The organism is Pseudomonas sp. N-137 (genome assembly GCF_034555295.1).
Lineage (GTDB): Bacteria > Pseudomonadota > Gammaproteobacteria > Pseudomonadales > Pseudomonadaceae > Aquipseudomonas > Aquipseudomonas rhizophila.
Genome location: NZ_JAXUDQ010000004.1, coordinates 169,550 through 183,381, shown reverse-complemented (window position 1 = coordinate 183,381; position 13,832 = coordinate 169,550). Strand labels below are relative to the sequence as shown.

The following is a 13,832-nucleotide window of genomic DNA, read 5'->3' as shown; positions in this document are numbered from 1 at the left end:
GGGTGGCTGTCCCGGCCTCATCGCGAGCAGGCTCGCTCCCACAGGTGGACGCATTCCAATGTGGTCACTGGCTGAACCAAAGCCGCTCCCACAGGGATTTTCAGTGAGCGCAAATCTTGCGAACGAACCGGAACATATGTGGGAGCGAGCCTGCTCGCGATGGGGTCAGCCCAGTCGCTACTTTTCTCAAGGCAAAAGAAAACCCCCGATAAACCAGCGGTCTATCGGGGGCTTCTTTAGCAAGCGCCTTGCAGCGCCCACCCACTCAGCTTATTGGCAAGCTTCGCAATCCGGCTCATCGATCGCGCAGGCCTTTGGCACGGGTGCCGGGCCGGCTGGAGCCGCCAGGACCGAATCGTCACCGTGGTTGCCGCCGCTGGAAACAGCGTTCAGCTTGCCGGTGTTGATGGTCGACTTCTCGGTGCTGGTGGCGGCCAGGGCACGGAGGTAGTAGGTGGTTTTCAGACCACGGTACCAGGCCATGCGGTAGGTCACGTCCAGCTTCTTGCCCGAGGCACCGGCGATGTACAGGTTCAGCGACTGAGCCTGGTCGATCCACTTCTGGCGACGGCTGGCCGCGTCGACGATCCACTTGGTGTCCACTTCGAACGCGGTGGCGTAGAGCTCCTTGAGCTCCTGCGGGATGCGCTCGATCTGCTGCACCGAACCATCGTAGTACTTCAGGTCGTTGATCATGACCGAGTCCCACAGGCCGCGGGCCTTGAGGTCGCGAACCAGGTACGGGTTGATCACGGTGAACTCGCCCGACAGGTTCGATTTCACATACAGGTTCTGGTAGGTCGGTTCGATCGACTGCGACACGCCAGTGATGTTGGCGATGGTGGCGGTCGGAGCGATGGCCATGATGTTGGAGTTACGGATGCCTTTCTGTACACGGGCGCGAACCGGTGCCCAGTCCAGGGATTCGTTCAGGTCAACGTCGATGTATTTCTGGCCACGCTGCTCGATCAGGATCTGTTGCGAGTCCAGTGGCAGCACGCCCTTGGACCACAGCGAACCCTGGAACGTCTCGTACGAGCCGCGCTCGTCGGCCAGGTCGCAGGAAGCCTGGATCGCGTAGTAGCTGACCGCTTCCATGGACTTGTCGGCGAACTCGACCGCAGCGTCCGAACCGTACGGGATGTGCTGCAGGTACAAGGCGTCCTGGAAGCCCATGATGCCCAGGCCGACCGGACGGTGCTTGAAGTTGGAGTTCTTCGCCTGCGGCACCGAGTAGTAGTTGATGTCGATCACGTTGTCGAGCATGCGCACGGCGGTGTTCACGGTGCGTTGCAGCTTGGCGGTGTCCAGCTTGCCATCGACGATGTGGTTCGGCAGGTTGATCGAGCCCAGGTTGCAGACGGCGATCTCGTCCTTGTTGGTGTTCAAGGTGATCTCGGTGCACAGGTTCGAGCTGTGGACCACGCCCACGTGCTGCTGCGGGCTGCGCAGGTTGCACGGGTCCTTGAAGGTCAGCCATGGGTGGCCGGTTTCGAACAGCATCGACAGCATCTTGCGCCACAGGTCTTTGGCCTGGACGACTTTGAACAGCTTGATCTTGTTGTACTCGGTCAGGGCTTCGTAGTACTCGTAGCGCTCTTCGAAAGCCTTGCCGGTCAGGTCATGCAGGTCTGGAACTTCGGATGGCGAGAACAGGGTCCACTTGCCGTCGTCGAAGACGCGCTTCATGAACAGGTCAGGGATCCAGTTGGCGGTGTTCATGTCGTGGGTACGACGACGGTCATCACCGGTGTTCTTGCGCAGCTCGATGAACTCTTCGATGTCCATGTGCCAGGTTTCCAGGTAGGCACACACCGCGCCCTTGCGCTTGCCGCCCTGGTTGACCGCGACCGCGGTGTCGTTGACCACTTTGAGGAACGGCACGACGCCCTGGGATTTGCCGTTGGTGCCCTTGATGTACGAGCCCAATGCGCGAACCGGGGTCCAGTCGTTGCCCAGGCCGCCGGCAAATTTGGACAGCATGGCGTTGTCGTGGATGGCGCCGTAGATGCCCGACAGGTCGTCCGGTACGGTGGTCAGGTAGCAGCTCGACAGTTGTGGACGCAGGGTGCCGGCGTTGAACAGCGTCGGGGTCGAGGCCATGTAGTCGAAGGACGACAACAGGTTGTAGAACTCGATGGCACGGTCTTCACGCTGCTTCTCTTCGATCGCCAGGCCCATGGCCACGCGCATGAAGAAAATCTGCGGCAGTTCGAAACGGATACCGTCCTTGTGGATGAAGTAACGGTCGTACAGGGTTTGCAGACCCAGGTAAGTGAACTGCTGGTCGCGCTCGTGGTTGATCGCCTTGCCGAGCTTTTCCAGGTCGAACTCGGCCAGTACCGGGTTCAGCAATTCGAATTCGATACCCTTGGCGACGTAGGCCGGCAAGGCCTTGGCGTACAGGTCGACCATCTCGTGGTGGGTCGCGCTCTCGGCGACTTCCAGAAAGCTCAGGCCTTCGGCACGCAGGGTGTCCATCAGCAGGCGGGCGGTCACGAAGGAGTAGTTCGGCTCGCGTTCCACCAGGGTCCGCGCGGTCATCACCAGCGCGGTGTTGACGTCCTTGAGTGCGACGCCGTCATAGAGGTTTTTCAGGGTTTCGCGCTGGATCAGGTCGCCGTCGACTTCTTCCAGGCCTTCGCAGGCTTCGGTGACGATGGTGTTCAGGCGACCCATGTCCAGCGGCGCGAGGCTGCCGTCGGCGCGTGCGATGCGGATCGAAGGGTGGGCCTGGACCGGTGCGTCGGCCGGGGAGCGGGTGGCACGTTCCTTGGCGCGCGAATCACGGTAGATCACATAGTCGCGGGCCACTTTCTGCTCGCCGGCACGCATCAGGGCCAGTTCGACCTGGTCCTGGATTTCTTCGATGTGGATGGTGCCACCCGACGGCATGCGACGCTTGAAGGTTGCGGTGACTTGCTCGGTCAGGCGGGCCACGGTGTCGTGGATGCGCGACGAAGCGGCGGCGGTGCCGCCCTCAACTGCGAGAAACGCTTTGGTGATGGCGACGGTGATCTTGTCATCGGTGTAAGGAACGACAGTGCCGTTACGCTTGATCACACGCAGCTGGCCAGGCGCGGTAGCGGCCAGATCCGAGTTCGAATCAGCGGCCAGCGGCGCGGTGCCCTGCGGGTTCTCGCGAGTTGTGTCGGTGTGCATGGGTGTCTCCACATTCTCTATGTTTGTTTGGGCACCATCACGGTGCCCACCGTTCCGTCCTGAAGCACTACAACCGACTGGCGCCGGGTATAACAACTTCGGGACAGTAGGAAGCAGGCCTGAATACCGCTTCCTTCCGAAGTTCTGGGCTTCGAGCCTGGGCTCGAAACCGGATTGCAGAGGTGCCTGCAATGGACTGCAACACCCGTACCGTTCTGGTCGTTTTGACCTTGAAACGATGGCCATCCGCGAGGGGCGGTCTGGTCTTGGGGAAATGCGGTGTTTCAGTCGGACAAAGGCAAGAAAAGCGCTTGAATTATCTGTCCGACTTGTGTTTGGTTTTTGGTCGAAAACCCTACATGTAGGGTTTTTTACGCGACGGGCTACAAGATAATGCGTTTTGGGGGATGAATGCAACGTGCTACCTGTGGATAAGCCTGTGCGTAATTTGTGTGCGAAACGTGGAACAGCTCTGTAGGCCGCGACCTTGCTGGAGTGGACCTTTTTTCATCGTTTTAACGATCCGAAAACAGCCCGATGGTTTTTGCGGGCGCGGACGTTACCACACAAGTCCCGCGCGACCGAACGCATTTGTCCGCTTGTTTTATGCAGGGCCGGCGTTTATACAATCGGCCCGTGCATGGGCATGCTTATCCTCCTTTAACATGACAAAAAGACGGGAGGATCTGGATTCTATATTTGGAGCAGACGTCTTGTGGCGAGGAAGCAAGCTCCCTCGCCACAAGTCAGGTGCCTATCCTTTCTTCTATATACACAACAAGACGAGGCCCCCCCGTGGAACAAGAAGCCTGGCAGGTATTGATCGTCGAGGATGACCAGCGGCTGGCCGAGCTGACTCGCGAGTACCTGGAAAGCAACGGCCTGCGCGTGGCCATTGAAGGCAACGGTGCGGTGGCGGCGGCGCGGATCATTGCCGAGCAACCGGACCTGGTGATCCTCGACTTGATGCTGCCCGGCGAGGACGGCCTGAGCATCTGCCGCAAGGTACGCGAGCATTACGACGGGCCGATCCTGATGCTCACCGCCCGCACCGACGACACCGATCAGATCCAGGGCCTGGACCTGGGCGCCGACGATTACGTCTGCAAGCCGGTGCGGCCACGCTTGCTCCTGGCCCGCGTCCAGGCCCTGTTGCGACGCAGCGAACCGGAACCGGCCACGTCGCAAAAGCCACGGCGCTTGCAATTCGGCCCGTTGGTAGTGGACAACGCCTTGCGCGAAGCCTGGCTGCAAGACCACGGCATTGAGCTGACCAGTGCCGAGTTCGATCTGTTGTGGCTGCTGGTGTCCAACGCCGGGCGCATCCTGTCCCGGGAAGAGATCTTCACCGCCCTGCGTGGCATCGGTTATGACGGCCAGGACCGCTCCATCGACGTGCGCATCTCGCGCATCCGTCCCAAGATCGGCGACGACCCGGACCATCCACGGCTGATCAAGACCATCCGCAGCAAGGGTTATCTGTTCGTTCCTGAAGCTTGCGTAGACCCGACGTCGTGAACTCGATCTTCCTGCGCATTTACGGCGGCATGTGCGCGGCGCTGGTGCTGGTGGCGGTGCTCGGCGTGCTGGCCCTGCATTTGCTCAACCAGACTCGCAGTGAGCAGTACCGCGAGCGTCTGGCCCACGGCACGTTTTCCTTGATGGCCGATAATCTGCGGCCCATGAACGACACCGAGCGACGCCGGGCCCTGGCGGTGTGGGAACGCCTGCTGGGCATTCCCCTGGCGTTGCAGACTTACGCCCAGACCGATCTGGATCTCGGCCAGCGCACCCGTGTCATGCGCGGCCAGGCCCTGGTGGAGCAGACCGGGCCCCATGCGGCGAAAGTTTATCGGCTGGTCAGCGACGCTGAAAAACTGATGCTGGTCGGGGAGGTCCGTCAGATCAGCGAGCAACTGGCCCGGGCAACTATCTACCTGCTGGCCGATGAGTTGGTGCGTTACCCGGTGGCCGAGCAGCCTGAACGCCTGGCGCAACTCAAGCAGGAAAAAGGCTTCGGGTTTGACCTGCGGCTGATGCCCATTACGCAGGCGGACATGGACGAAGACCAGCGTCGGCGCGTGGCCGAGGGCGACACGGTCATGGCGCTGGGCAAGGGCGGTGACTCGATCCGGGTGTTCGCCGGCATGGTCGGTACGCCGTGGGTGCTGGAAATCGGCCCGTTGTACCAGATGAACCCTTATCCGCCTGAGTGGCTGGTGCTGATCGCGGCGCTGGGGTTGAGCCTGATCGGGCTGATCGTTTACCTGTTGGTGCGCCAGTTGGAGCGGCGCCTGCGTGGTCTGGAATCGGCCGCCACCCAGATCGCCCAGGGCAGCCTGGAAACCCGGGTGCCGGCTCGAGGTGCTGACTCGGTAGGGCGATTGGCCGCCGCGTTCAACGGCATGGCCGAACACTTGCAGCAGTTGTTGGCGATTCAGCGGGAGCTGGTGCGTGCGGTGTCCCATGAGTTGCGCACCCCGGTGGCGCGCCTGCGTTTTGGCCTGGAGATGATCGGCAGCGCTACCACGCCCCAGGCCCGGGACAAATACCTGGCGGGCATGGATCACGACATCGAAGACCTGGATCGGCTGGTGGACGAGATGCTGACCTATGCGCGACTGGAGCAGGGATCGCCGGCCCTGAACTTCCAGCGCGTGGATCTGGATGCGCTGGTCAATCAGGTCATTGAAGAGTTGGGACCGCTTCGGGCCGGGATTACGGTCGAGCGCGGCCTGTGCCTGTCTGCCGCTGATTGCGATGGCGCCTGGGTCGAGGCCGAGCCGCGCTTCCTGCATCGGGCCCTGCAGAACCTGGTGAGCAATGCGATGCGTCACGCCAGCTCCCGGGTGACGGTCAGTTACCAGGTGGGTCAGTTGCGTTGTCGGGTGGACGTCGAGGACGACGGGCCCGGCGTGCCGGAGGCGGCGTGGGAGCGGATCTTCAAGCCCTTCCTGCGCCTGGACGACAGCCGTGCCCGTGCTTCAGGTGGTCATGGGTTGGGGTTGTCGATCGTGCGGCGGATCATCCACTGGCACGATGGCCGGGCATTGATCGGCAAGAGCAAGAGCCTGGGTGGGGCCTGCTTCAGCTTGAGCTGGCCGCGGCATCAGGACAGGTCTTGAAGGTGTGGCGCCTGTGCGGGCTTTATCGCGAGCAGGCTCGCTCCCACATTGAAATGCAGTCTCCTGTGGGAGCGAGCCTGCTCGCGATGAGGGCCTGAAAAACGCGACAAATCTCAGGCCTTGATCCCCACCAGACTCAACAACTGCCCATCCTTCACACCAAACTGCGCCGACAGTTCACTGCCATGACGCCACTCGGCCGACAGGTCGGTGAGCAACTGCAGCCGAACCTGTCCGCTGTGGGTCCATTCCAGCACTTGGGCATGTTCGAAATAAAAGCGCTGCCTGACGATCGGGTACAGCGCCTTGAACAGGCTTTCCTTCACGGAAAAGGTCAGGGTCACCAGCAATGCTCGGTCATCTTGCGCGGTCGCGGCCATGCGCAGCAGTTCCGGCGGGGTGAGGATTTCACCGGCCAGGCGCTCGGCCCGCTCGGGATCGAGCAGGTTTTCCAGGTCCATGCCCAGCCCTTGCCAGTGGTGTTTTCTGGCGACGATGGCCGCGGCCCGGCCGGTGCTGTGGGTGATCGAGCCACTGACATGGGCCGGCCATACCGGGGCGCGGTCGTCACCGATGGCCGGCACACAGGTCTGGCCGTCCAACTGATGAAGGGCCGCTCGGGCGCAGATCCGCCCGGCAAGAAATTCCGCCTGACGCTTGGCCACCGAACGCTGGATGCTCGCGGGAGGCTCGATGGCACTGTTCGGAAAATCATCAGCGCTTAGCAGCAACGGATCGAAGCGGGTGCTCAGCAGCAGGGTATCGGGCAGGACTTGAGGCAACAGCCATTGATCGTCCAGGGGCGTGCAGCAGGCGGGCAGGGCGGGGAGAGCGTTCATGCCCGGCATTTTGCCGGGTTGGCTTGAGGCTGGGTAGTGGGGCATAAAGATTGTGAGCGGGTGAAGCTTTGTGGCGAGGGAGCTTGCTCCCTCGCCACAGGGGTTGTTTCAGCTGAAGGATGGGGTTCAGCCAAAAATCTTCTTGAAGAACTTCTGCATGTCCGCCCAGGACTTTTCATCGGCTTGCTTGTTGTAGCCAATATCCGGCCCGCCATGTTCGCCGTGACCCAGGCGGTCGGCGTCGGGGTTGCTGAAGCCGTGCTTGGCGCCTTCAAGGTTGACGAAGGTGTAGTCGGCACCGGCCTTGTCCATTTCGCTCTTGAACGCGGTGACGTTGTCCGGGGTGACCATGCTGTCCAGCGCGCCATGTTCGACCAGGACCTTGGCCTTGACGCTGCCCGGTGTTGCCGGGGTATTGGTGACCAGCGCGCCGTGGAAACTCACCACGCCGGCCAGTGGAACACCCTGGCGCGCCGCATCCAGCACCACTTTGCCGCCGAAGCAGTAACCGATGGCGGCGATTTTGTCCGGGTCGGTATGGGGTTGTTTCTTCAGCAGGTCGAGGCCGGCCTGGAACCGCGCACTGGCCGCCTTGCCGTCCTTGAGAGCCGCCTGCATGAACGCCATGGCGTCCTTGGGGTGCTCGGTGTTCTTGCCGTCGCCGTACATGTCGATGGCCAGCGCGCTGTAGCCCAGGCCCGCGAGGTCACGGGCGCGGCGCTTGGAATAATCGTTCAGCCCCCACCATTCATGTACCACCACCACGCCCGGGCGCGGGCCTTTGACCGCGTCGTCGTAAGCGTAGTAACCCATCAGTTTGGTGCCGTCGGCACTGGTGTAGGGAATCTCCTGGGTCTGGATGGCGGCGTGGCTCGCGGCGCTAAAGGCCAGAAGTACAACAGCAAGCAACCTGTGCATGACGGATCTCCTTGATAAGTGCAGGGGGTGAGACAGAACACTCTAACCGATTCATTCAGCGCAGGTTCAGAGAACGTTCAAGGGCCATTCAGGGACGGTTGGTTAACGTGGCTGTGACTTCACAAACCACCCACGTTGCACAGGAGCTTGAACATGACTCACATGAAAACTCTGCTGTTGGCTTTCACGGTGCTGGGCGCCAGCGCCATGGCCCACGCCGATGACAACTTCGCCAGCCTGACCCTCGGCCAGACCAGCGACAAGGTCAAGAAGTCCGACGCGCTGAACGCTAACCTCAATCACCCGAACGCCGACGGTATCATCGGCAAGGACACCACCTATGGCGTCCGACTGGGCCGGCAAAACGACCAGGGTCGCTACTACGCCACGTACGACAACGTTTCGGGCACTCACAATGGCATTAAATTGCGCCAGGAAAACCTGCTGGGCAGTTACGATATGTTCTATCCGGTCACCGGCACCACCAAGCTGTTCGGCGGCGGTACGTCGGGCCTGACCAAACTGACCCAGGACTCCCCCGGCTATAGCCGTGACAGCGATATCGGCTACGCCGTGGGCTTGCAGGCCGGCATCCTGCAGAAGGTTTCACAAAACACCTCGCTGGAACTGGGTTACCGTTACCTGCGCAGCAACGCCAGCACCGAGATGAGCCCCCACGCAGGTGGCAAGGTTGGATCGCTGGACCTGACCAGCAGTGCCCAGACTTATCTCTCGGCCAACTACACGTTCTAAGGCTGGAAGGTGAGCGTGGTCAGCCGGATCGGCCCAAGACGATCCGGCGCCGCTTCTCGTAAACCGATGTGCATGACTGGACTGTTCGATTTGCCTGGGAGAGCCCCATGAAATTACTGGTCGTCGAAGACGAAGCCTTGCTGCGCCATCACCTGCAGACCCGTCTGACCGACAGCGGCCATGTGGTGCAGGCCGTGGCCAATGCCGAGGAGGCCTTGTATCAGGTCGCGCAATTCAATCACGACCTGGCGGTGATCGACCTGGGCTTGCCGGGCATCAGCGGGCTGGAGCTGATCCGCCGGTTGCGCTCCCAGGACAAGACCTTCCCGATCCTGATCCTTACTGCCCGCGGCAACTGGCAGGACAAGGTCGAAGGTCTGGCCGCCGGTGCCGACGACTACGTGGTCAAGCCGTTTCAGTTCGAAGAGCTGGAGGCCCGCCTGAACGCGTTGTTGCGCCGTTCCAGTGGTTTCACCCAGTCGACCATCGTGGCCGGTCCGTTGCTGTTGGACCTCAATCGCAAGCAAGCGTCCCTGGGTGAGGAAGCGTTGGCGCTGACGGCCTATGAATACCGCATCCTTGAATACCTGATGCGCCATCATCAGCAGGTGGTCGCCAAGGACCGCTTGATGGAGCAGCTTTACCCGGATGACGACGAGCGTGACCCCAATGTCATCGAAGTGCTGGTGGGGCGTCTGCGGCGCAAACTGGAAGCCCCGGCCGGCTTCAAACCGATCGAAACCGTGCGTGGCCTGGGTTACCTGTTCAACGAGCGTTGCCAGTGATTCGTTCGCTACGGTTGCGGTTGATGCTGGCCGCCATGACCCTGGCGGTGTTGTTCATGCTGGCACTGCTGCCGGCCATGCAAGGCGCGTTCAGCCTGGCCCTGCAGGAGTCCATCGAACAACGCCTGGCGTCGGACGTGACCACGCTCATTTCCGCTGCCCGTGTGGAAAACAACCGCTTGAAGATGCCGGCGCAATTGCCCGATGAGCGCTTTAACCTCGCCGACGCCCGTCTGCTGGGCTACATCTATGATCGCGACGGGCGCCTGGTGTGGCGGTCCAAGGCCACTCGGGAGGAGAACATCAATTACACGCCGCGCTACGACGGCCAGGGCAATCAGTTTGCGCGTATCCGCGAAGACAACGGCCAGGAGTTTTTCGTCTACGACGTCGAAGTCAAACTGCTCGGTGGCCAGAGCGCGGCGTTCAGTTTCGTCACCCTGCAACCGGTGCGCGATTACGAAGTGACGCTCGACGGCCTGCGGGAAAATCTCTACTTGGGCTTCGGTGCTGCGCTGGCAGTGTTGTTGGCCCTGTTGTGGATTGGCCTGAGCTGGGGACTTCGCGCGTTGAGGCGCCTGAGCCAGGAACTGGACGAAATCGAAAGCGGCAGCCGGGAAAGTCTCAGCACCGAGCACCCCCGGGAGCTGCTGCGCTTGACCGGTTCCCTCAACCGCCTGTTGCATGGCGAGCGGGAGCAGCGCAGCCGCTATCGTGACTCCCTCGATGACCTGGCCCATAGCCTGAAAACCCCGCTGGCGGTGCTGCAAGGCGTGAGTGAAGACATGGCCCGGCGCACCGAAGATCGTGGACAGGCCTGGGTGCTGCAAAGCCAGATCGAGCGCATGAGCCAGCAGATCGGCTATCAGTTGCAGCGCGCGAGCCTGCGCAAAAGTGGCCTGGTGCGCCATCAGGTGCGCTTGCGCCCGGTGCTGCAAAGCCTGTGCGATACGCTGGACAAGGTCTATCGCGACAAGCGCGTCCACGTCAGCTTCGATCTGCCGGAGCAGTGCCATGTGCCGATCGAGCAGGGCGCCTTGCTGGAAATGCTCGGCAATCTGTTGGAAAACGCCTATCGGCTGTGCCTGGGCGAGGTGCGCATCAGCGTGCATCAGACCCTCGGCGGTATTGAATTGTGTGTCGAGGATGACGGGCCAGGTGTGCCGCCGGATCAACGCGCGCGGATTCTGCAGCGTGGTGAGCGGCTGGATCGCCAGCATCCGGGGCAGGGCATTGGGCTGGCGGTGGTCAAAGACATCATCGAAAGCTACGGCGCCCGGTTGACCCTGGGGGATTCAGAGTTGGGCGGGGCGGCATTTCGGATTCATTTTCCGGTGCTTTGACTGCTAACGGATACCTGCTGGAATCAGACCTGTGGGAGCATGACTTGCCCGCGATGGCGGTCTCAAGGGCGCCATCGCGGGCAAGCCAAGCTCCCACATTTTGATCTGAGGGGCGCGCGGGTTGTGTGTCCACTGAAAATCTGCAGCCCCTCCATCAACTCTCCTGCTCCCGATAAGCCCCCGGCGTCACCCCCGTCCATTTCTTGAATGCCCGGTGAAACGCCGACGGTTCAGAGAATCCCAGCTGTTCGGCAATCTGCTGCAACGACAGGTCCGCGCGTCCCAGATGGTAGATGGCGATATCCCGCCGCAGCTGATCCTTGAGTTCCTGGAAGCTGGTGCCTTCCTCCCGCAGATGCCGGCGCAACGTCTGCGGACTGATGTGTAGATGGGCGGCGACGGTGTCCAGATCCGGCCAGCGTGCGGCGTCGCGGCTGAGCAGGCGGCGTAGCTGGCTGCTCAGGCTGTTGCCATCGTCAGGGCGTGACAGCAGGTCGGCGGGGGAATGTTCGAGAAAGTGTTTGAGGGTTCGTTCGTCCTGCAGCAACGGCATATTCAGGTAACGACTGTGGAACAACAGGCTGCAACGTTGCGCCTGGAACACCAGCGGGCAGGGGAACAACAGATCGTACTCGGCCCCATGGGCGGGCTTGGCATAGCTGAATGTCGCCTGTTCCAGACCGATCCGCTGGCCGATCAGCCAACTGCCGAGGCGATGCCAAATCACCAGCAGGCTTTCGGCCAGGAAATGGTCGGGGTCGCGCAGTGTCGTTTCATCCAGGTTCAAACGCACCCGTTCCCCTTCGGCCTCAAGCGTCAGGCTCGGGGCGTCCGGGAAGAGGCTGTAGAACAACAACCCGCGCTGAAGTGCCTTGCCCAGGGTCCGGCAGTGGATCAACGCGTGACACATCATGGCAAACGTCCCGGGTTTACTGGGGGCCCGACCAAACCCCAGATACTCGTCCCCCAGTGCCAGCCGCAGGGCCTGCAACAGGCTGGCGAACTGCGCTGGTGCTATGCGTGCTCGCGGCTCGTCCAACAGCTCGGGGCTGATGCCCAGCTGTTGCAACAAGGGAACGTAATCGAAACCTTGCCGGCGCGCACCACCCAGGGCGGCGCGGGCGAAGTGGCTGGCGATGGTGCGTTGGCGCATGGCAGGAATCCGTTTATTGAGCTGCCGATGGTAGCAGGGGCCTTGCGCTCGACAAGGCGGATATCCGCCAAATCCCGGAGCGAGAACGGCCTTGTGGGCGGGAATCCGCCATCTGCGTCTGGCTGTTCAGGTCTGTTTACCCGCGTGTAGCCCTTGTAGCTCAGGGGTTGTAGGCATTTTCCGGAAAATGGCATGGGCCTTGCGATAGGCATCCGCAGGTCTGCCGCCGTGCAGCCGCCAAAACAAATCCCTCCAGTGCAGGAGGGTTCGCAATTGAGGTTTCGTGGACGACAGGTGGATGTTGTCACACGGGACGCTTGAGGAAGGTTTGCCATGACGACTCGTCAGCCACTGTACAAATCCCTGTATTTCCAGGTGATCGTAGCCATTGCCATCGGCATTTTGCTCGGCCACTTCTATCCGCAGACCGGCGTTGCCCTCAAACCGCTGGGTGACGGATTCATCAAACTGATCAAAATGGTCATCGCTCCCATCATCTTCTGTACCGTTGTCAGCGGTATTGCCGGCATGCAGAACATGAAGTCGGTGGGCAAGACCGGTGGCTACGCGCTGCTGTACTTCGAAATCGTCTCCACGATCGCCCTGTTGATCGGTCTGGTCGTGGTCAACGTCGTGCAACCGGGCGCCGGCATGCACATCGATGTGACGACCCTGGACACCAGCAAGATCGCCGGTTACATCTCGGCTGGTAAAGACCAGAGCATCGTGGCCTTCATCCTCAACGTGATCCCGAACACCATCGTCGGCGCGTTCGCCAATGGCGATATCCTGCAAGTGCTGATGTTCTCGGTGATCTTCGGTTTCGCCCTGCATCGCCTGGGTGCCTACGGCAAGCCGGTGCTGGACTTCATCGATCGCTTCGCCCACGTGATGTTCAACATCATCAACATGATCATGAAACTGGCGCCCGTCGGTGCGTTCGGTGCCATGGCGTTCACCATCGGCGCCTACGGTGTCGGTTCGCTGGTGCAATTGGGCCAGTTGATGATCTGCTTCTACATCACCTGTGTGGTGTTCGTCCTGGTGGTGCTGGGCGCCATCTGCCGGGCCCACGGCTTCAGTGTCGTCAAGCTGATCCGTTACATCCGTGAAGAACTGCTGATCGTGCTGGGTACTTCCTCGTCGGAATCGGCCCTGCCACGCATGCTGATCAAGATGGAGCGTCTGGGTGCGCAGAAATCCGTGGTGGGTCTGGTGATCCCGACCGGCTACTCGTTCAACCTCGACGGCACTTCGATCTACCTGACCATGGCTGCGGTGTTCATCGCCCAGGCCACTGACACGCCGATGGACCTGACTCACCAGATCACCCTGTTGCTGGTGCTGCTGCTGTCGTCCAAAGGTGCTGCCGGCGTGACCGGTAGCGGCTTCATCGTGCTGGCGGCCACCCTGTCGGCTGTGGGTCATCTGCCGGTAGCTGGCTTGGCGCTGATTCTGGGTATCGATCGCTTCATGTCCGAAGCCCGCGCCCTGACCAACCTGGTGGGCAATGCTGTGGCCACCATCGTGGTTGCCAAGTGGGTCAAGGAACTGGACGTAGACCAGTTGCAGAGCGAACTGGCTTCCGGCGGTCGCGGCATCTCCGACACCCGTGAAGAAGACGACCTGGGCGTGGCCGAAGGCCCAACCCCTGCTGCTGTGAAGTAACCTTTCGCTGCAATAAAAAACCCGCTTCGGCGGGTTTTTTTATTTGAGGGATTTTTCAGTCGAGGATGCTGTTGCTGAGCGCAATG

10 protein-coding genes are annotated in these 13,832 nt (G+C 61.3%); 6 read left to right on the top strand and 4 right to left on the bottom strand.

All coding sequences use genetic code 11. The features are described from left to right. Positions 1–270: 270 nt before the first annotated feature. A complete protein-coding gene (locus T3A99_RS01230; RefSeq protein WP_047228755.1) occupies positions 271–3,162 on the bottom strand; it encodes a ribonucleoside-diphosphate reductase subunit alpha in 2,892 nt (963 codons plus the stop codon). A 795-nt stretch (positions 3,163–3,957) separates the two neighbouring features. Between T3A99_RS01230 and T3A99_RS01225 the strand changes: the two genes are divergently transcribed. Both T3A99_RS01225 and T3A99_RS01220 read left to right on the top strand, forming a co-directional pair. Next, complete coding sequence (locus T3A99_RS01225; protein WP_047228754.1) at positions 3,958–4,680, top strand: response regulator; 723 nt, start codon at positions 3,958–3,960, stop codon at positions 4,678–4,680. Next, positions 4,677–6,287 carry an ATP-binding protein gene (locus T3A99_RS01220; protein ID WP_047228753.1) on the top strand — a complete coding sequence of 537 codons (1,611 nt, stop codon included), beginning with the start codon at positions 4,677–4,679 and terminating at the stop codon, positions 6,285–6,287. The genes T3A99_RS01225 and T3A99_RS01220 overlap by 4 nt, the downstream gene beginning before the upstream one ends. A 113-nt stretch (positions 6,288–6,400) precedes the next feature. Here T3A99_RS01220 and T3A99_RS01215 read toward each other — a convergent pair whose 3' ends face one another. After that, positions 6,401–7,126: a 4'-phosphopantetheinyl transferase family protein gene (locus tag T3A99_RS01215; RefSeq protein ID WP_218277734.1), complete on the bottom strand. Its 726-nt coding sequence runs from the start codon at positions 7,124–7,126 to the stop codon at positions 6,401–6,403. Positions 7,127–7,252: 126 nt separating this feature from the next. Further along, positions 7,253–8,044 carry a dienelactone hydrolase family protein gene (locus T3A99_RS01210; RefSeq protein ID WP_047228751.1) on the bottom strand — a complete coding sequence of 264 codons (792 nt, stop codon included), beginning with the start codon at positions 8,042–8,044 and terminating at the stop codon, positions 7,253–7,255. 153 nt (positions 8,045–8,197) lie between these two features. Here T3A99_RS01210 and T3A99_RS01205 point away from each other — a divergent pair, with 153 nt between their 5' ends. From T3A99_RS01205 to T3A99_RS01195, 3 genes are all read left to right on the top strand, one after another. Beyond that, entirely contained in the window at positions 8,198–8,797 is a 600-nt protein-coding gene (locus tag T3A99_RS01205; protein WP_322833870.1) for a hypothetical protein, read from the top strand. A 107-nt stretch (positions 8,798–8,904) separates the two neighbouring features. Further along, positions 8,905–9,582 carry a response regulator gene (locus tag T3A99_RS01200; RefSeq protein WP_047228749.1) on the top strand — a complete coding sequence of 226 codons (678 nt, stop codon included), beginning with the start codon at positions 8,905–8,907 and terminating at the stop codon, positions 9,580–9,582. Continuing rightward, positions 9,579–10,925, top strand: a complete 1,347-nt coding sequence (locus tag T3A99_RS01195) for an ATP-binding protein (RefSeq protein ID WP_047228748.1) — start codon at positions 9,579–9,581, stop codon at positions 10,923–10,925. Before T3A99_RS01200 ends, T3A99_RS01195 begins: the two co-directional genes overlap by 4 nt. Positions 10,926–11,079: 154 nt before the next feature. Here T3A99_RS01195 and T3A99_RS01190 read toward each other — a convergent pair whose 3' ends face one another. Then, on the bottom strand, positions 11,080–12,078 hold the full coding sequence (locus tag T3A99_RS01190; RefSeq protein WP_047228747.1) for an AraC family transcriptional regulator: 999 nt from the start codon (positions 12,076–12,078) through the stop codon (positions 11,080–11,082). 333 nt (positions 12,079–12,411) lie between these two features. On the opposite strand from T3A99_RS01190, the gene T3A99_RS01185 reads away from it, so the two are divergent. Further along, the gene (locus T3A99_RS01185) at positions 12,412–13,746 is read left to right on the top strand and encodes a dicarboxylate/amino acid:cation symporter (RefSeq protein WP_047228746.1); all 1,335 of its coding nucleotides are present in this window, start codon (positions 12,412–12,414) and stop codon (positions 13,744–13,746) included. Positions 13,747–13,832 lie beyond the last annotated feature (86 nt).

What these genes read in the sequence shown, in the direction of transcription:
- T3A99_RS01230 (WP_047228755.1), bottom strand. Translation starts at nt 3,162, where the DNA reads ATGCACACCGACACAACTCGCGAGAACCCGCAGGGCACCGCGCCGCTG.
- T3A99_RS01215 (WP_218277734.1), bottom strand. Translation starts at nt 7,126, where the DNA reads ATGAACGCTCTCCCCGCCCTGCCCGCCTGCTGCACGCCCCTGGACGAT.
- T3A99_RS01210 (WP_047228751.1), bottom strand. Translation starts at nt 8,044, where the DNA reads ATGCACAGGTTGCTTGCTGTTGTACTTCTGGCCTTTAGCGCCGCGAGC.
- T3A99_RS01205 (WP_322833870.1), top strand. Translation starts at nt 8,198, where the DNA reads ATGACTCACATGAAAACTCTGCTGTTGGCTTTCACGGTGCTGGGCGCC.
- T3A99_RS01200 (WP_047228749.1), top strand. Translation starts at nt 8,905, where the DNA reads ATGAAATTACTGGTCGTCGAAGACGAAGCCTTGCTGCGCCATCACCTG.
- T3A99_RS01190 (WP_047228747.1), bottom strand. Translation starts at nt 12,078, where the DNA reads ATGCGCCAACGCACCATCGCCAGCCACTTCGCCCGCGCCGCCCTGGGT.
- T3A99_RS01185 (WP_047228746.1), top strand. Translation starts at nt 12,412, where the DNA reads ATGACGACTCGTCAGCCACTGTACAAATCCCTGTATTTCCAGGTGATC.